Genomic DNA, 16,631 nt, shown 5'->3' with positions numbered 1-16,631 from the left:
TTCCTCAACATCCCGCTTTGAGCACCGCTTTTTTCAAGTTGAAAGCCATAGCGTTGAGTAAAAATTCAAGTTCAACCTTGGCTACCCCCAGGTAACGCGTCCGGAAGAAGCCATAACTTCTTTTGAGCGTTCCGAAAGCCCGTTCCACCTTCGACCGGACGCTGCTAACTTGACGATTTGCCGCTTTTTCGGCGGGGTTCAGCGCACGGTTGCGAGCGGCCTTATGCATGATGCCGTCGGCAAGTCTCCGAGCTTGGAGCACATGCCTGTTCAACTGGCTGCTGTATCCCTTGTCCGCATAGATGCGGCCCCCTGGCATGGGGCCAATCTCATCAAGAATATCCACGAATTCCTGCGTATCCGAACGGTTGGCGGGCGTGACATGGCCGCCGAGGAGAAAGCCGTCCCGGCTGTCCGTGGCCGCATGGACTTTGTAGCCGTAATAAGCCCGGTTCCCTTTGCGCAACCAGGCCGCATCGGCGTCATCGGAGTAGCTGATGGTTACGTCCGACGCCTCGTCGTCATCTTCCTCGCGATCTTCGGGAAGAATATCGATTACTTTGAGGGGGCGGCGCGAGGAGGTGATGACGCTCGCGTCCACGATGGCTCCTTCACGTACCAGTAAGCCGCGCCGCTGGAGTTGATGGTTGAGTTTGTCCAGAAGCCGCTTCAAGACGTTTTTTTCAAGCAGGCTCTGCCGAAACCGGCAAATGGTCGAGGAATCGGGCACCTCGTCATGATCAAGGGAAAGGCCCACGAATCGGACAAAGGACAACCGATCGTACAAGCATTCCTCCACCGCCGCGTCGCTCAGGTTGTACCACCTCTGGAGCAGAAGGATTTTAAACATCGGCAACGGTGCATATGCAGGATTACCAACGGCATTGACGACTCGGCTGAGCTTTTTTCGAAGAAGCTTCTCAAACGGCTTCCAATCAATGAGGCGATCAATCTCATCCAGAAAGCATTCCTTGTGCCTGCGATGGGACACGACGTAGTCGGCAATACCGGGCTTATTGGAATTGCGCTCGCTCATGATCGCCTCCATTATTTTTGATGGAGAAAATATAGCATAATTGCCTAAAATTACAATAGAATTGTGCCATTTTTCCGTGCAACGGTCTCAAGTTGTCAAAACAAAAAAATCACAAACCACACAAACAACCACTCATACAATTTTCGTGTTTTGCGCGTGATGTGCACGCAAAACAAAATGCAACCATTGTGCGTTATTATAACGTCGCTTATATAAATATGCCAACAAACACACCTCATTCGCAAGCACGTTGAAAATCAACGGTCCTGCTGACTTTCGTGTCCGACATGGCGCTCACTGGCGACATGTCACCACGATGGAGCTTTTTCTCGATCTCCGAGCCTGTCCCGGGAACCGCTTGAAAAGAATTTTCCACCATCCATCCCCTGGTCAAGGATGAACGCGTTTCAAAGGCCCGGAGACGGACGTCGCATATTCTGAAGATAAATATTTTTCTATTGCCCAGCCGTTTGAAGGACAGGCTCATATAACCAGGAAAATCTCATCCTCCACAATTTGCCGCAGAGCCGTGAATCGTCCTACGTTCGACAACCCTCCCCCGACCCCGGACGCTTTCCGAGAACCGGAGGACACCTCTCCCCCCTCGCCAATCCCCCGCAAACGCGGTACATCGCCACCCCATGAGCCGCATCGCCTCCGAGGCCGCGTTCCTTGGCCTCATCGACCGCCATTTCCCGCGCCGCCACGGCGCCGTGCCCCTGCATCGCGGCGACGACGCCGCCGTGCTGGACCTGCCCGGGCGGATATGCCTCACGGCGGACCTTTTTTTGGAGGACGCCCACTTCCGGCGCGCCTATTTCACCCCCGGCGACATCGGCTACAAGGCCCTGGCCGTGAACTTAAGCGACCTGGCGGCCATGGGGGCCAGCCCCCTGGGCTTCGCCCTGGTGCTCACCACCCCGTCCGATGCGGACGCGGATTTTTGGGACGGGGTGTTCGCGGGCATGGCCGAACTGGCCGACGCCCTGGACCTGCCGCTGGTGGGCGGCGACCTGAACCGGGGGCCGTCCGTGGCCCTGGCGGTCACGGCCTGGGGCGGCCCCGGGCCGTCGGGACGCTTCCTTCGGCGCGGCCAGGGCCGCCCCGGCGACGCGCTTTTTTTAGTGGGCGAGGTGGGCCTGGCCGCCGTGGGCCTTGCGGTGCTTGAGGCCTCGGGACGGGATGCCGTCGCGGCCTGGCCCGTGGCCACAACGGCCCATCTGCGCCCGGCCGTGCGCGTGGAGGCGGGGCTGGCCCTGGCCGCCGTCCCTGGCCTGCGCGGGGCCATGGACGTCTCGGACGGACTGGCCGCCGATCTGCCCCGCTTCCTGGCACCGGGCGTCGGCGCGGACATCCGCCTCGATCCGTCCTGGCTGCATCCCGAGGTTGTGGCCCACGCCGCCTCCCGTGGTCTGGACCCGGCCGAGGCCGCCTTTTCCGGCGGCGAGGACTACGCCCTGCTTGGCGCGGTCGCGCCCGAGGCCCTCCCCGACCTCCTGCGGGCCGTGCCATCGGCCCGGGTCATCGGCGCGGTCACGGCCGCCCCCGGCATCATCCTCAACGGCCGCCCCGTGACCGGGCGCGGTTTCGACCATTTTGAGTCCTCCCCATGCTCCAGTTGATCCTCGGCGCGGCCTGCATCAGCTTTTCCGCGGTCTTCGTGAAGCTGGCCCACGTCTCGGCCCTGTCGGCGGCGTTTTACCGCATGGGCGTGGGCGGTCTGGGCCTGCTTATCGCCATGGCCCTGGCCGGAAGACTCGGCACGATCCGTGGGCCGCTTGTGGCCCGGGCCATGCCCTGCGCCATCTTTTTCGCCCTGGATCTGTGGACCTGGCACCTGAGCATCAACATCGTCGGACCGGGAATGGGCACGCTTTTGGGCAACTTCCAGGTGTTCGTCCTGGCCCTTACCGCCGTGCTGATCTACAAACAAAAGACCGGGCCGGTCTTCTGGCTGTCCATGGGGCTGGCCGTGGTCGGGCTCTACGCCATGGTCGGGGTGGGTTTCGGAGCCAGACCGCCGGAATACGGCCTGGGAGTCCTCTACGGCCTGTCCACGGCGTTTTTTTATGGCCTGTACATCTTAAGCCTGCAAAAGGCCGTGTCCGGATTTTCCGCCAGCGACCCCCTGGCCATCACGGCCATGCTGTCCCTTGGCGCGGCGGCCATCATCGGCTGCGGCATGCTGGCCCTGGGCGACACCTTCGCCATCCCGGACACGGCGTCAGTGCTGTCGCTTCTGGCCTACGGCCTGATCTGCCAATCCCTGGGGTCGCTTCTGATCAGCCGGGGGCTCATGCTGACGCCCACCGTCCTGGCTGGACTTATTCTTTTACTCCAGCCGGTTTTGGCATATGTCTGGGACATCGTCTTTTTCGCCAAGCCCATGAGCGCGGCCGAGCTGTCTGGTGCGGCCCTGGCCCTTGTGGGGATTTACCTCGGCTCTTCGTGGAGGAAGAAAGCATGATCGACGCCACCCTTCGTTTCATCGGCACGGTGCGCTCGGAACTGCGCGACCGCAAGGACGCCCCCAAAAATGAGGCCGAGGGTGCGCCCCCGGCGGCCATCGTCGTGGACCCGGCCTACCTCGAAGGCCTGGACGGGCTTACGGTCGGCCAGGAGATCATCGTCCTGACCTGGCTGCACCTCTCGGATCGCGACGTGCTCAAGGTCCATCCGCGCAACAACAAAAACGCCCCCAAACGCGGCGTGTTCACCACCCGCTCCCCGGCCCGGCCCAACCCCATCGGGTTCCACCGGGTGCGCGTCACGGGCATCGAGGAAGGCGGCATAGTGCATGTGGACGCCCTGGAGGCCGTGGACGGCACGCCGGTGGTGGACATCAAGACCGGCGGGCGCGCAACCAGGCCGCACGCCGACCACGCCTGACAGGCGAACCACGCGACTTTTTGCGCCACAGGGACATGCGGGGCAGCTTTTTTCCGCCGTCATCCGGTACGTACTTGCCGCAGCCCCGCGCATTGGGTAGAAACATTGGGAAAAATCGCACGAAAGGAGTCGTCATGGCCAAGCAGGAAATCAAAAAAGTCAACGGCGTCGTCACCGCCTTTTTCGCCCATACCGGCCACATCTCCAAGGCCGAGGCCCAGGAGATGAGCGGTCTGGACGCATCGCATTTCGAGGAAGTCTACGCCAAGGCCGCCAAGATCTTCGACAAGATCGACGGCGACAAGAACACCAAGGTGAACAAGCTGCTGGACCACCTGGCCGCCGAGGTGGACGAGTACATGAAAAAGATCAGCGGCGTCGGCATCGCCTAGGTCCGCCGCCGGAAAAACGCTTTTCCCGTGTCGCGTCCGTGATGTCCATTCCATGGTGACCTCACGGACGCGACACGCATTCACTATTTCTTGAGCGCGGTTCCCGTGCGCCGCGCATGCTCCCAATCGCGCCATGGTGCGACACGTCCCGGCCAGCCGCCCGGCCGGGCTGGTTTGTCCATGCCCGCGCCAACAGGCGATCACCATGCCCCACGCCGCCTCCGAAAGCGCCCTGCGACGCGCAGCGAAAAACGCCATCTCCTCCTTCCGGTTCGTGGCTGCGTCTTTGCTCAAGGACCGCTGTCTGATGCAGGCCTCGGCCCTGTCCTACGCCACAGTGCTGTCCATCGTGCCGCTTCTGGCCGTGGCCTTCGCGGTCACCAAGGGGCTTGGGATGTACGACGCGCCCCAGGTACGGCAACTGCTGCTGGGACTGTCCGCCGGGCGCACCGAGGTGGCGGACTCCATCCTGCAATACATCCAAAATACCAACGTCCAGGCCCTGGGGGTCATCGGCACGGCCTTTTTGTTGGTGACCGTCGTGTCCCTGGTGGGCGCCATCGAATCCGCCTTCAACTCGGTGTGGAAGGTGCCCGCCGACCGGGAAATCGGACGGCGCTTCATCAACTACGTGGCGCTCGTCGTCATCTGCCCGGTGTTTTTTTTCGCGGCCTTCGGGGCCACGGCAGGCCTGCAAAACGTGGCCCTGGTGCGCTGGCTCCTGGAATTCGCCCTGCTCAGCCGGGCCTATCTGCTTTTTCTGGCCTTTTTGCCCTATCTGATGCTCTGGATGGCCCTTTTTCTGCTCTACCGGTTTTTGCCCAACACCCGGGTCAGGTTTTCAAGCGCCGCCACGTCCGCGCTTCTGGCCGGAACCCTGTGGCAGCTCACCCAACGCCTGTACATCAGCTATCAGGCCGGGGCTACAGGCTATAACGCCGTCTACGGCAGCTTCGCCCAAATCCCCCTGCTGTTCCTGTGGCTCTACGTCAGTTGGCTGATCCTGCTGATTGGAGCCGAGGTCGGTCACGCCCTGCAATGCCAGCGGGACATCCGGGATGGTGAGGATGCGACCGCCTTGAGCGCCGCCGACCGCCGGGCCCTGGGACTTGCGCTCCTGGCCGCCCTGGCCGCCGACGCCGACGCCCGCAAAGCGCCCGGCACGGCCCGGGAACTGGCCTCCCGGCTCGGCGCGCCGTCAGCCGCCGTGGGGGAGATCCTCGACATCTTTTCCCATGCGGCGCTCACGGCCCCAACCCAGGGCCGGGACACGGAACCAGCCTGGCTCCTGGCCGCGCCGCCGGACAAGGTCACCGTCGCCGAGGCCATGGCCGCCCTGGATGCGGCCCGACCGGGCGGCGCGCCCGAGCCAGCCTTTCTGGCCAGAAATACCGCCCTGGCCACGCGCCTCGCCCGCCTCGCCGACCCGGTCGCAGCCGCACGCACCACCCTGCGCGAGCTTGCCGACGGGGAATGAGGGGGCGAGACGACAAGGGGGGATACCTTTTGAAAAAGGTTTCCCCCCTTGACACCCCTTCGAAAACTTCGTCGCGCTTCGCGTTTTGCGCGGCCGGGCGCAGCCGGTCAGGACGAGAAATCCTTGTCGCCCAGATTCCTGTAGACCTTGCCGTCGTTGCGACGGCCGACAACGAGGATTTCAACGACGCCCGCATCATGGCGATAGATGATGCGGAACTCACCTGCATCAACCCGCCTGAGCTTCTGGTTTTTCTCGGTCTTTCCTTTCAGGCTCTTCGAGTCATGCGGTTCGGGGATTTCGGAAAGGTCGAAGATGCGTTGCACCACCTGACGATACTGTTTCGCATCGAGAGACTTTATGGAGTCATTGGCGTCCTTCGTCAGGCTGATGACCCGCTCAAGCTTCCTCATGGCGCATCCTCGTCAGTGTCCGCATCGCCTCCTCCGGGCCGACGAATCCTCCCTTCTCTGCGGCCAGGGCCCGCTCTCCCCAATAGGCGTCTTCCAGCCTGGAGAGATTGTCATAGTCCTCCGCCGAAAGAATCACGGCGACCCTGCGTCCGGATTTCGTAATCTCAACCGGCCCCTTCATCGTGGTCTCCAGGATGCGGCCAAAATTCCGTTTCGCATCACTCGAGGTTACAATACTATTCATCATCAACCTCTCAATATAATTAAAAATATTTGCCATTCTCAAAGGACTGCCGGACCAAAGTGCGCTTCTGACGCCCCAGCACGATCTCACCCCCAAAATAATCATTTCGAGCCACCAGATCAAGATGATTATTTTGATCAATATAATCTTTTAGAACTCAACACACGCGCCGAATGGAGACGAACAAGCCCAGCACGCTCCTTGCTTGGGAGAAGTCATCTTCGCCGAAACCAACGGATTTCCGCTGGGCTTTTCCCGGCGCTCCGCGCCGGGAAAAGCCCAGCGACATCAGGGGGTCCGGGGGAATGTGCAACCGGGAACATCGCTGACACTTTGGACCGGGTACATCCCTGACACTTTTACCCGATCAAGCGCCTCACCGGGACCACATGTTTCGGCTCTTCGGAGATCAATCCCCCGATGAGAATATCCCCGGCGTACACCAGCCATCTACCGTCATAATTCTGGATCAGCCCGATTCGATTTCTCCCGTAGGCCTCCCCGATAAATACCTGGCCGCCTTTCCAGTTGAACATCCCATCGCTACGAACAAAGCGACTTTCGAAGTATGGCGGATAGCTGAACTGTGGAGCCTCACGGGGAAAAGAACGCAAAGACCGACGATATATCGAACTTGGCGTCTTCTGCCCTAACGCCTCATGTGGGCGCTCATAATTGAACCGGTGCCGCCAACTATCAAACTTCTTTTGCTGTTCTGAAAGACTATCCTGTGGCGGCATTGTTGACTCAAGCTTCAACGTTTTATGCATTCGCTCGTGGCTACCGTTTTGCTCCGGCTTCCCTGGCTCTATGAAATCAACGATGATGCCTAATTGAATCCACCAAACACTAAGTTGTGTAAATCCACCTATCCCGCTGGAGCCGAAAGGCGTCCCGTTGTCCACTCGGATTGCCTGAGGCAACCCATAGTCACAAAATACGTTTTCCATGGCCGATTTTGTATTTTCGAGTGTCTGGCGAGCATATCCCTTGCATGCCAGAACATACCTACTGTGCATGTCTGTTATCGTTAGTGGATAGCATATACTCCTGTCGCCAAGTCGGAACCATCCTTTATAATCAATAGCCCAGACGTCATTCGTATCTTGAGGAGACAACAAATCATACCGTCGCAAACGTCCAGCAGACTTGCGCCGAATTTTTCTCGATTCTGATATAAACCCATGACGCTTTAATATTGCGCCAATTGTGCTTGGTGCTGGAGGATCACAAATTCCGTATTTATCAAATAGAAGTTGTGATAGCTTTTTCGGGCCCCAATACGGATACGTCTCACGAAGCAATAATATTTTCTCAATGATCGCATCAGACGTTTTGTGGGGGCAGTTTCTCGGGGCACGGCTAAACTCCTCGACGCTGCCTCGATCTTGAAAACGCCGGACCCATTTATACCCCGTCTCACGGCTGATCCCGAACCGCTGGCAGATTTCAGAAAACGGTTCGCTTCTGCGCGCTGCCTCAACGATGAACCGAGCTCGTTCTTCCATGGTCTCGACCTTTTTCCAGGGCATCGGAGCTTCCTCCTCTGCCAAAGGTGTCAACCATGTACCCGGTCTATTCTGTCAACCATGTACCCGGTTCGTACCGAAATGATTTCCCCCGGGCGGGGTATGGGGCGGCAGCCCCGATAACACTTAAAATCTATCCACGGCTTTCTTAAAGGCCTCGCGCAGTTCGGCGAAGGCGGCGCTGAACCCTTTGCGCATTTCCTGGAAGGCCTGCCCGCCATTGGCGGAAAGATCTTTGAGGCGGCTGGCGGTATCGTCGTAGAGGGTCTGGAGCTTGTCCGCGCCCACACCGCGTTTGGCCAGGGCGTCCTTGATTTCCTTGAGCTGGGTTTCCACGGTGCGGGCCAGCAGGCGGTAGTCGAGCCAGTGGGCGTCGCCCCATTCCTGGGCCGAGGCGGTGGCGGCCTCTTTCATTTCCTTGCCGGGGGAAAACTTCACGGACTTGGACGGCGCGATGGCCAGGGGTTGGCCGGTGCGCGGGTTCTTGCCGGTACGCCCGGCCCGGGCGACGACGGAAAACGTCCCGAAATTTTTCAGGGAAACCGTGCCGCCCACAGCCAGTTCCTCGCGCACGGCGTCCAGGATGGCGTCCACGGCCGCCGCAGCCTGGGCCTTGTTGTCCAGTCCGGCTTTCTCCTTGACCATCATGGTCAGCGCTTCCTTGCCCATGGGAACCTCCGGGGTGAGGGTTTCGAGACACGTCCCAGTCATCAGGCCGCATGCCGACGTATTTCCAATACGCGGAATACGACACCATGCTATGCCAGAAATCTCCACCATGACAAGGGGTTCCCAGCCTGACGACGTCCTGGCGAGGCCGCCCTGCCCGATATCCGCATTCCCCGAGATTTCGCTGGGAAATCCGCCCGCCCTTTTCCCCCGCCCCAAGGCGTGATACGTTGCGGCCATGCAGGAAAACCCATCGAACCAAAGCCCCGGGGAACGCCCCATGCCATACGCCGCCGCCCGCACCGCGCTTTTTCTGGCCCTGTTGTGCTGCACCCTTTTGCCAGCCGCCCGGGTCGCGGCCCAGGTCGCGGAGGCGCGCCCTGCGGGTCGCCAGGTCACGGCCGAACTGCGGGACATCACCGAATGGTACGAGGCCGTGGGCACCATCCGGCCCAAGACCGAGACCACGGTGGAGGCCCAGGTGCAGGCCAAGATCGTGGACATCAAGGTCCGACCCGGCCAGACCGTGGAGAAGGGCGAACTGCTGGTGGTCCTGGATGACCGGGAGCTGGCCGCCAGGGCCGAGCGGGCGAATCAGGCCCTGACCTCGGCCCGGGCCACCCGAAACCAGGCCCGGGAAGGCATCGCCTCGGCCAAGGCGGCCTTTGACAACGCCCAGGCCAACTACCAGCGCATCAAGACCCTTTTTGCCTCGCACACGGTCACGGCCCAGGAAATGGACCGTACCGAGGCCGAATTTTTGCGGGCCCAAAGCGCCCTGGTGCAGGCCCGGGACGGTTTTGAGGCCGCCGAGGGACAGGCGGCCCAGGCCGAAAAGGCCCTGGAAGAGGCCAACCTCGCCGCCGGACACGCCAGAATCCATGCCCAGGCGGCGGGCGAGGTGGTCAAACGCCAGGCCGAACCGGGCGATCTGGCCTTTCCGGGCAAGCCGCTTTTGGTGCTGCACACGGGCCGGGCCCTGCGCCTGGAGGCCTTGGTCCGCGAGGGGCTGATTTCCCGGGTCAAGCCGGGAGACGTCTTTCCGGTTCGCGTCGCGGCCCTGGCCGTCCCCGGGGTGGACCCCAGACTGACCGGCGATGTCCCGGCCACCGGGGCGAGTGCCGGGCTGACCGCCGAGATTGAGGAGATCGTGCCCACGGCCGATCCCCTGACCCGAACCTTCCTGGTCAAGGCCGCCCTGCCCGAGACGCCGGGACTTTTCCCGGGCATGTTCGGGCGTCTGTTCATCCCCATGGGATCGCGCCAGGCCGTGGTCGCCCCGCGCGCGGCCGTGCGCCGGGTGGGCCAGTTGGAGATGGTCACGGTCATGGACGGCGGCGTGGCCCGGACCTATGCGGTCAAGACCGGCCAGGCTTTGGACGGCGGAAATGTGGAGATCCTCTCCGGACTGTCCGGCGGCGAGACCCTGCTTGTCCAAAATGGCGACCGATAAACCCGGAGCACTCCCCAAGACGCCATGAACCAGCAGCCAACATCCCGATCTTCCGACCCAGACCTCCCCGGCGGATTCATTCCGGCAGTGGTCCGGGTGTTTCTCGAAACGCGCATTTCCCTGGTGTTCATCATTTTTTCCATGTGCCTGGGGGTGGCGGCGGTGCTCCTCACCCCGCGCGAGGAGGAGCCCCAGATCACGGTGCCGTTGGCCGACGTGGTGGTCAGCGCGCCGGGGGCCTCGGCGGTGGAGATCGAACAGCTCGTGGCCACGCCGCTGGAGCGGCTGTTGTGGCAGATCGACGGCGTGGAATACGTCTATTCCGTGTCCCGGCCCGACGCGGCCGTGGTCACGGTGCGCTTTTTCGTGGGGCAGGATCAGGACTCGTCCCTGGTCAAGCTGCACAACACCATCATGATGCACCAGGATCTCGTGCCGTCCATCGTCAAAAGCTGGCTGGTGCGGCCGATCGAGATCGACGACGTGCCCATCGTGACCCTGACCCTGTCCTCGCCGCGCTACGACGAATATGATCTGCGGCGCATGGGCGAGGAGCTTTTTGCGCGCCTGACCGAGACGCCGGACATCTCCAAGCTGACCCTGGTCGGCGGGCTGGCCCGGGAGATTCGGGTGGAGCTCGACGCGGAGAGGCTTTCGGGCATGGAGCTGACGCCGCTGGAGGTGTCTGACGCCCTCAAACGCGCCGACCTGTCCGTGCGGGCCGGAAAATTCGATGCCCAAAACCGCGAATTCGCCCTCACGGCGGATTCGTTCCTGCGTTCGGCCCGGGAGGCGGGCGATCTGGTGGTCGGGGTGCATCAGGGCCGCCCGGTCTACCTGCGTGACGTGGCCGAGGTGAAAGACGGCCCCGAGGAGATCGCGACCTACACCCGGCGCGGCGTCTCCGACGCCCAGGCGACGCACCTGGGCGAAGAGCCCGGACAGCCGCGCCCGGCCGTGACCCTGGCCCTGGCCAAGAAAAAGGGCACCAACGCCGTGGCCGTGGCCGACGACATCCTGGCCCGCACGGCGGCCCTGGAAAAGACCATCCTGCCGGACGGGGTCACGGTGGAGGTCACCCGCAATTACGGCGAAACGGCCCAGGAGAAGGTCACGGAGCTGATCTGGTCCCTGGCCGAGGCCCTGCTCACGGTGATCATCCTCCTGGCCCTGACCATGGGCCGCCGCGAGGCCATGGTGGTGGCCTTGTCCGTGCCGGTGAGCTTCGCCCTGGCCCTTTTCGTGAACATGCTGCTGGGCTACACCATCAACCGGGTGACGCTCTTCGCCCTGATCCTGTCCCTGGGACTGGTGGTGGACGACCCCATCGTCAACGTGGACAACATCCAGCGCCACATCCTGGCCGGCCGCCTGCCGCCGAGGCGGGCCACGCTTTTCGCGGTGCGCGAGGTGTTGCCGCCGGTGATCATGTCCACCCTGGCCATCGTGGTGTCCTTTCTGCCGCTGTATTTCATCACCGGCATGATGGGCCCCTACATGGCCCCCATGGCCGCCAACGTGCCCCTGGCCGTGGGATTCTCCACGGTTGCGGCCCTGACCGTGGTGCCCTGGCTGTCGTATGTGCTTTTGCGCGGCAAATCGCCCCTGCCCGACCTGCCCGACGACGCTCCGATCCCCACGGCCCCGGCGGAATCCGAAACGCGCCCCGGCCTCGCCCCGGACGACGCCCAGGCCCGGCCCCTGTCACAGGCCGACACCGGCCGGGCCATGCCCGCCCCGCAGGAAGGGGACGGCGAGGAAACGGCCGCGCCGCCCGATCCCGAAGAGGCTCCAAAAGCTGCCCCAGAACTTCGCGGAGAAGCGACCGGGGAGCCCGCCGCAACCCCGGCCGCCCCGCCCTCTCCCGAGGACAAGGCCGTCAACAGTCGCCTGGGGCGGATGTACCGCCGCATGGTGGAACCCTTCCTGGACTCGCCCGGCAGGCGTCTGGGCCTTGCGGCCACGGTGACGGGGCTCCTGCTGGCCGCCCTGCTGTTGGCCGCCACGGGACGCGTGCCGCTCAAAATGCTGCCCTTCGACAACAAAAACGAATTCCAGATTGTGCTCGACCTGCCCGAGGGCTCGACCTTGGAGAGCACGGATCGGGCCGTGCGCGATTTCGAGGCCTTCCTGCGCGGCGTGCCCGAGGTCACCACCTTCGTCAGCTATGTGGGCACGGCCTCGCCCATGGATTTCAACGCCCTGGTGCGCCAGTACTATCTGCGCGGCGACTCGAACCAGGCCGACATCCGGGTGAATCTTTTGCCCAAGGACCGGCGCGACATGCAAAGCCACGCCATCGTCCTGCGCCTGCGAAACGCCCTGGAGGCCCTGGCGGCCCGGCACGGGGCCAGGATGCGCCTGGTGGAGACGCCGCCCGGACCGCCCGTGGTGGCCACCGTGGCGGCCGAGGTCTATGGCGCGCCGGACATGCCCTACGAGATGCTCATGGAATCGGCCCTGGGGCTTCACGGGCTTTTCCGCGACGAACCGGGCATCACCGACGTGTTCGACTCCACCCAGACCCCGCGCGAGCGCATCAATTTCTTTTTGGACAAAGAAAAGGCGGCCCTGCACGGGGTCGCCGCCGAGGACGTGAACGCCAGCATCGCCCTGGCCATGTCCGGGGCCACCCCGGCCACGGTGCATGAACCGGGCGAACGCCGACCGCTGGTGACGCGGCTTGTGCTGCCCCGGGAAAAACGCTCGTCGCTGACCGCCCTGGAGCGCATCCCGGTCAAGACCGACGCGGGCAAGATCGCGCCCCTGGCCGAGCTGGGGCAGTTTCGCCCTGTTTCCGAGGACCAGCCCATCCTGCACAAGAACATGCGTCGGGTGGCCTACGTGTTCGGCGAGACCGCCGGACGGGCTCCGGCCGAGGCCGTGTTCGGCCTCCAGAACCGGCTGGAGGCCGATCCGCCGCGAAAGGGCATCGAGGTGGATTTCGCCGGGGAAGGGGAATGGAAGATCACCGTGGACGTGTTCCGCGACCTGGGCATCGCGTTTGGCGCGGCGCTGCTGGGCATCTATATTCTGCTGATCATCGAGACCAAGTCGTTTTCCCTGCCGCTTCTGCTCATGACCGCCATCCCGCTGACGCTTTTGGGGATCATGCCCGGGTTCTGGCTCTTAAACGTCCTGTTCGGGGAGACGGTGGGCGGCTACGGCGATCCGGTCTTTTTCACGGCCACCAGCATGATCGGGATGATCGCCCTGGGGGGCATCGTCATCCGCAACTCCCTGGTGCTGATCAATTTCGTGGACGAATCCATGCGCCAGGGCATGGCCCTGCGGGAGGCGGTGCTGCAAAGCGGGGCCATCCGCCTGCGGCCCATCGCGCTGACGGCCCTGACCACCATGCTCGGGGCCTGGCCCATCACCCTGGACCCGATCTTTTCCGGACTGGCCTGGGCGTTGATCTTCGGCCTTCTGGCCTCCACGGCGTTTTCGCTTTTGCTGATCCCCGTGGCCTACTACGCCGTGCGCAGCAAAACGTCTGCGGCCTAGAGCGGCGCAAAGATCCTCCCCCCGCGCAGGCGCCTTCCCCCCACGCGAATTCCTGGCGGGCGTCGTGCGGACGGCCAGGAGGCCTTTCCGTACCGGAGGCCGGGTTCCCTTTGGACGCGCCCCGGCGTCGCCGCACCCGGGGGGAGGGGCGATTCCCTACCGCCCGGCCAACTCGCGCAGGCGGCGGATGCGCTCGGCCGTGGGCGGATGGGTGCTGAACCAGTTGGCGGCCGCCCCGGCCGAGAAGGGACTGATGATGAACATGTTTTCCGTGGCCGGATTGGCCCCCTGCATGGGGATCTGCCGGGCGTAGCCCTCGATCTTGGACAGGGCCGAGGCCAGGGCCAGGGGTTGTCCGGAGATCTGCGCCCCCGTGGCGTCGGCCAGATATTCCCGGGACCGGGAAATGGCCATCTGGATCAGCATGGCCGCGATGGGGGCCAAAATGGCCAGGGCGATGGCCGCCAGGGGGTTGCTCCCCCCCTCCTCGTCGCTTCGGCTGCCGCCGAAGATCGCCGCCCATTGCAGCATGTTGGCCAGCATCATGACCACCCCGCCCAGCACCGCAGCCACGGTCTGCACCAGGATGTCCCGGTTTTTGACGTGCCCCAGCTCGTGGGCCAGCACCCCGCGCAACTCCTCCGGGGTCAGAAGGCGCATGATCCCGGCCGTCACGGCCACCACGCCGTGTTCGGGATTGCGGCCCGTGGCGAAGGCGTTGGGGGCCTCCTGGGGGATGAGATAGATTTTGGGCTTGGGAATGCCCGCGTTGTGGGCCAATTCCCCGACCATGGCGTGCAGGCCGGGGGAATCCTGGGGGGACAGCTCCCTGGCCCGGTACATGGACAACACGATCTTGTCCGAGAACCAATAGCTGCCCACGTTCATCACCAGGGCGAAGACAAAGGCGATGTACAGGCCGCCCCTGCCGCCCATGGCCTGCCCGATAAAAAGGACCAGGGCCGTCAGAAGGCCCAGCAGAAGCGCGGTCTTGAACTGACTGGTCATGACGTTTCACCTCGAAGGGGAGAACTTTCGCAAACGCGAGACCTCGCCCAGGCCTGGCGGCCGGGACGAGGTCCGGTATTCGACGTATGGAACTCTGTTTCGCTCACACGTTGACTGTACGCCAAAACCAAGGCCGCTTTGTTACGACAGGTTTCGGAGGTGTGTTTGCGTTGTTGCCAGGAAACGTGGAGGCGGCCTTGTCTCCGTCCGGCTCGTCCTTGACGGACATCCGTCCGATGCGTCGGCCCGGATCTACCGGACGGCTTGGCCGCGCCGCTTGCGGGCTTCCCCGCTTTTTTCGCGCCGTCGGTTACGCCCGGCGCGCCGTGGGGCGACTCGATTCGCCGATATGGCATCTCGAATGTGTCGCAGCGGTCCTCCTTCGCCTCGGTTCGGACCAGGGCAGGACTGCCCGATCCCTGTTTGTTAGAATAAAGCGGCGGCGGCGATTGTAAAGCCCCCGTCCGCTTTTTTCTTTCGGGCCTGGCCGGGGCGGACGGAAAAAACCGCCTCGAAGCCCTTGCCAAACCGGCCCGGCATTTATAGTGTCTCTCCCCCGTCACCCGTTCCTGTTGGCTACGGGTCCGGGGGAGACCGATTCTTCCCGGGGGGCAACCTCCGCTGGGTTCGCCGTTTCGGGACGGCCGACGCCGGTTCGCCTCAATTTCCGGGTTAAGCCCCTTGCGGCGGACGCGCCGATTCCGCAACCACCCGCCGTTTGCAGCTTTTTCGTGTCGCGCCTTCGGCATCAGAGGATTTGGAAACTATGCGCTTTGCGATTCATCGAAGTATCTCCTCGCCATCAATGTACCTGTTCACGAGGAAAAAAAGCGAGATCCCCGAGCTCCCTCCAGACATCGCGGCCCAGCTTGGCGACGTCAAGTACCTGCGCATGTCCCGGGACCGCACCGAAGAAACGCCCACCCTGGCCCGGGCCATGGACGACATCGTCCGGGGCGTGGTCTCCATGGGGTATCACGTCATGGACTGGACCGACCGCGAATAACCCCACGGCCTGTTGGAGGCCGCAGCGTTTTTGAAGCCGCCATTGCCAAGGATGTGGCCATGATTGTTGTCCGCAGCATCGAAGACATCCACGACGCCCTCACCGACACCTGCCTGACCATCGGCAATTTCGACGGCGTCCACATGGGCCATGCCCGGCTCCTGCGCCGGGTGCGGGAACGCGCCGCCGCCACGGGCATGCTCAGCCTGGCCGTGACCTTCGACCCCCATCCCCGGCGGGTGCTCCTGGAAAAAAACGAGCCGCCTCTTCTGACCCTGACCGAACAAAAGCTGGAGCTTTTGGATCAAAGCGGAGTCCAGGTGGCCGTGCTTTTGCCCTTCACCAAGGCCCTGGCCGCCCTGGCCCCGGAAGACTTCGTGCGCGAAAAGCTGGTCACGGGCCTGTGCATGCGGGAAATGATCATCGGCTACGACTACGCCTTCGGCAAAGGCCGCAAGGGCAACTTCGAACTGTTGACCGCCCTGGGCGTCAAATACGGATTTTGCGTGGAACGCCTGGAGCCGGTCATCATCGACGGCGCGGTGGTCAGCTCCACCCGCATCCGGGACATGGTCCAGGCCGGGGAGGTCTGGGACGCCAGGCCCCTTCTGGGCCGCTTTTATCAGGTGCGCGGCACGGTGGTGCGCGGCCGCGACCGGGGCGGAAGGCTCCTCGGCTTTCCCACGGCCAATCTGGCCCCGGCCGACGAACTGGTTCCCAAGCCCGGGGTCTATGCCGTGTGGGTGGACGTGGGGGAGCGCATCCATCCGGGCGTGACCAACATCGGCTACAACCCCACCTTCGGCAACGGCGCGCTCTCCATTGAGGTCCATCTCCTGGATTTTACCGGCGACCTTTACGGCCAGCCCATCCGGGTCCATTTCGTGCAGCGCCTGCGCTCGGAGCGCAAATTTTCCGGCGTCGAGGAACTCTCCGCCCGCATCCGCGAGGACATCCGCATCGGCCGCCGCATCCTGGCCGAACCGGAAGCCCGCATCGCCTGACGCA

Annotated in this window: 15 protein-coding genes; 9 read left to right on the top strand and 6 right to left on the bottom strand. The window is 63.2% G+C overall.

The features are described 5' to 3' along the window. Positions 1-4: 4 nt before the first annotated feature. Positions 5-1,036 (bottom strand): IS5 family transposase, encoded by a 1,032-nt coding sequence (locus GD606_RS00345; protein WP_176629169.1) that lies wholly within the window; start codon positions 1,034-1,036, stop codon positions 5-7. 641 nt (positions 1,037-1,677) lie between these two features. On the opposite strand from GD606_RS00345, the gene thiL reads away from it, so the two are divergent. From thiL to GD606_RS00320, 5 genes are all read left to right on the top strand, one after another. Further along, positions 1,678-2,658 carry a thiamine-phosphate kinase gene (thiL, locus tag GD606_RS00340; protein WP_163303932.1) on the top strand — a complete coding sequence of 327 codons (981 nt, stop codon included), beginning with the start codon at positions 1,678-1,680 and terminating at the stop codon, positions 2,656-2,658. Further along, positions 2,646-3,503, top strand: a complete 858-nt coding sequence (locus tag GD606_RS00335) for a DMT family transporter (protein WP_163303933.1) — start codon at positions 2,646-2,648, stop codon at positions 3,501-3,503. Before thiL ends, GD606_RS00335 begins: the two co-directional genes overlap by 13 nt. Next, positions 3,500-3,925: a tRNA (N6-threonylcarbamoyladenosine(37)-N6)-methyltransferase TrmO gene (gene tsaA / locus GD606_RS00330; protein WP_211922290.1), complete on the top strand. Its 426-nt coding sequence runs from the start codon at positions 3,500-3,502 to the stop codon at positions 3,923-3,925. The genes GD606_RS00335 and tsaA overlap by 4 nt, the downstream gene beginning before the upstream one ends. A 134-nt stretch (positions 3,926-4,059) precedes the next feature. Continuing rightward, positions 4,060-4,317, top strand: a complete 258-nt coding sequence (locus tag GD606_RS00325; RefSeq protein ID WP_163303934.1) for a hypothetical protein — start codon at positions 4,060-4,062, stop codon at positions 4,315-4,317. Positions 4,318-4,522: 205 nt separating this feature from the next. Continuing rightward, positions 4,523-5,794 carry a YihY/virulence factor BrkB family protein gene (locus tag GD606_RS00320; RefSeq protein WP_163303935.1) on the top strand — a complete coding sequence of 424 codons (1,272 nt, stop codon included), beginning with the start codon at positions 4,523-4,525 and terminating at the stop codon, positions 5,792-5,794. A 107-nt stretch (positions 5,795-5,901) separates the two neighbouring features. Here the strand turns inward: GD606_RS00320 and GD606_RS00315 are convergent, their stop codons facing one another. From GD606_RS00315 to GD606_RS00300, 4 genes are all read right to left on the bottom strand, one after another. Continuing rightward, positions 5,902-6,207 carry a type II toxin-antitoxin system RelE family toxin gene (locus tag GD606_RS00315; RefSeq protein WP_163303936.1) on the bottom strand — a complete coding sequence of 102 codons (306 nt, stop codon included), beginning with the start codon at positions 6,205-6,207 and terminating at the stop codon, positions 5,902-5,904. After that, positions 6,194-6,592 (bottom strand): type II toxin-antitoxin system Phd/YefM family antitoxin, encoded by a 399-nt coding sequence (locus GD606_RS20280; RefSeq protein WP_211922291.1) that lies wholly within the window; start codon positions 6,590-6,592, stop codon positions 6,194-6,196. Before GD606_RS20280 ends, GD606_RS00315 begins: the two co-directional genes overlap by 14 nt. Before the next feature lie 218 nt (positions 6,593-6,810). Then, positions 6,811-7,983: an integrase core domain-containing protein gene (locus GD606_RS00305; protein ID WP_163304066.1), complete on the bottom strand. Its 1,173-nt coding sequence runs from the start codon at positions 7,981-7,983 to the stop codon at positions 6,811-6,813. A gap of 123 nt (positions 7,984-8,106) precedes the next feature. Then, entirely contained in the window at positions 8,107-8,649 is a 543-nt protein-coding gene (locus GD606_RS00300; protein WP_163301914.1) for an HU family DNA-binding protein, read from the bottom strand. Positions 8,650-8,929: 280 nt separating this feature from the next. On the opposite strand from GD606_RS00300, the gene GD606_RS00295 reads away from it, so the two are divergent. Then, positions 8,930-10,102, top strand: a complete 1,173-nt coding sequence (locus GD606_RS00295) for an efflux RND transporter periplasmic adaptor subunit (protein WP_163301915.1) — start codon at positions 8,930-8,932, stop codon at positions 10,100-10,102. A gap of 24 nt (positions 10,103-10,126) precedes the next feature. Beyond that, positions 10,127-13,609 (top strand): efflux RND transporter permease subunit, encoded by a 3,483-nt coding sequence (locus GD606_RS20325; RefSeq protein ID WP_246298910.1) that lies wholly within the window; start codon positions 10,127-10,129, stop codon positions 13,607-13,609. A gap of 156 nt (positions 13,610-13,765) precedes the next feature. Here GD606_RS20325 and htpX read toward each other — a convergent pair whose 3' ends face one another. Continuing rightward, the gene (htpX, locus tag GD606_RS00280; RefSeq protein ID WP_163301916.1) at positions 13,766-14,617 is read right to left on the bottom strand and encodes a zinc metalloprotease HtpX; all 852 of its coding nucleotides are present in this window, start codon (positions 14,615-14,617) and stop codon (positions 13,766-13,768) included. 766 nt (positions 14,618-15,383) lie between these two features. Here htpX and GD606_RS00275 point away from each other — a divergent pair. Both GD606_RS00275 and GD606_RS00270 read left to right on the top strand, forming a co-directional pair. Continuing rightward, complete coding sequence (locus tag GD606_RS00275; RefSeq protein ID WP_176629168.1) at positions 15,384-15,623, top strand: hypothetical protein; 240 nt, start codon at positions 15,384-15,386, stop codon at positions 15,621-15,623. Positions 15,624-15,682: 59 nt separating this feature from the next. Then, a complete protein-coding gene (locus GD606_RS00270) occupies positions 15,683-16,627 on the top strand; it encodes a bifunctional riboflavin kinase/FAD synthetase (RefSeq protein ID WP_163301918.1) in 945 nt (314 codons plus the stop codon). Positions 16,628-16,631 lie beyond the last annotated feature (4 nt).

The sequence above is a fragment of the Desulfolutivibrio sulfodismutans DSM 3696 genome, assembly GCF_013376455.1.
Lineage (GTDB): Bacteria > Desulfobacterota > Desulfovibrionia > Desulfovibrionales > Desulfovibrionaceae > Desulfolutivibrio > Desulfolutivibrio sulfodismutans.
This window is presented reverse-complemented; position numbering and strand designations above follow the sequence as displayed.

Excerpts from the sequence above, each read along its gene's own strand:
- GD606_RS00305 (WP_163304066.1), bottom strand. The coding sequence starts at position 7,983 with ATGCCCTGGAAAAAGGTCGAGACCATGGAAGAACGAGCTCGGTTCATC.
- GD606_RS20325 (WP_246298910.1), top strand. The coding sequence starts at position 10,127 with ATGAACCAGCAGCCAACATCCCGATCTTCCGACCCAGACCTCCCCGGC.
- GD606_RS00300 (WP_163301914.1), bottom strand. The coding sequence starts at position 8,649 with ATGGGCAAGGAAGCGCTGACCATGATGGTCAAGGAGAAAGCCGGACTG.
- GD606_RS00320 (WP_163303935.1), top strand. The coding sequence starts at position 4,523 with ATGCCCCACGCCGCCTCCGAAAGCGCCCTGCGACGCGCAGCGAAAAAC.
- htpX (WP_163301916.1), bottom strand. The coding sequence starts at position 14,617 with ATGACCAGTCAGTTCAAGACCGCGCTTCTGCTGGGCCTTCTGACGGCC.
- GD606_RS00270 (WP_163301918.1), top strand. The coding sequence starts at position 15,683 with ATGATTGTTGTCCGCAGCATCGAAGACATCCACGACGCCCTCACCGAC.
- thiL (WP_163303932.1), top strand. The coding sequence starts at position 1,678 with ATGAGCCGCATCGCCTCCGAGGCCGCGTTCCTTGGCCTCATCGACCGC.
- GD606_RS00335 (WP_163303933.1), top strand. The coding sequence starts at position 2,646 with ATGCTCCAGTTGATCCTCGGCGCGGCCTGCATCAGCTTTTCCGCGGTC.
- GD606_RS00345 (WP_176629169.1), bottom strand. The coding sequence starts at position 1,036 with ATGAGCGAGCGCAATTCCAATAAGCCCGGTATTGCCGACTACGTCGTG.
- GD606_RS00315 (WP_163303936.1), bottom strand. The coding sequence starts at position 6,207 with ATGAGGAAGCTTGAGCGGGTCATCAGCCTGACGAAGGACGCCAATGAC.
- GD606_RS00275 (WP_176629168.1), top strand. The coding sequence starts at position 15,384 with ATGCGCTTTGCGATTCATCGAAGTATCTCCTCGCCATCAATGTACCTG.
- GD606_RS00295 (WP_163301915.1), top strand. The coding sequence starts at position 8,930 with ATGCCATACGCCGCCGCCCGCACCGCGCTTTTTCTGGCCCTGTTGTGC.
- GD606_RS00325 (WP_163303934.1), top strand. The coding sequence starts at position 4,060 with ATGGCCAAGCAGGAAATCAAAAAAGTCAACGGCGTCGTCACCGCCTTT.
- tsaA (WP_211922290.1), top strand. The coding sequence starts at position 3,500 with ATGATCGACGCCACCCTTCGTTTCATCGGCACGGTGCGCTCGGAACTG.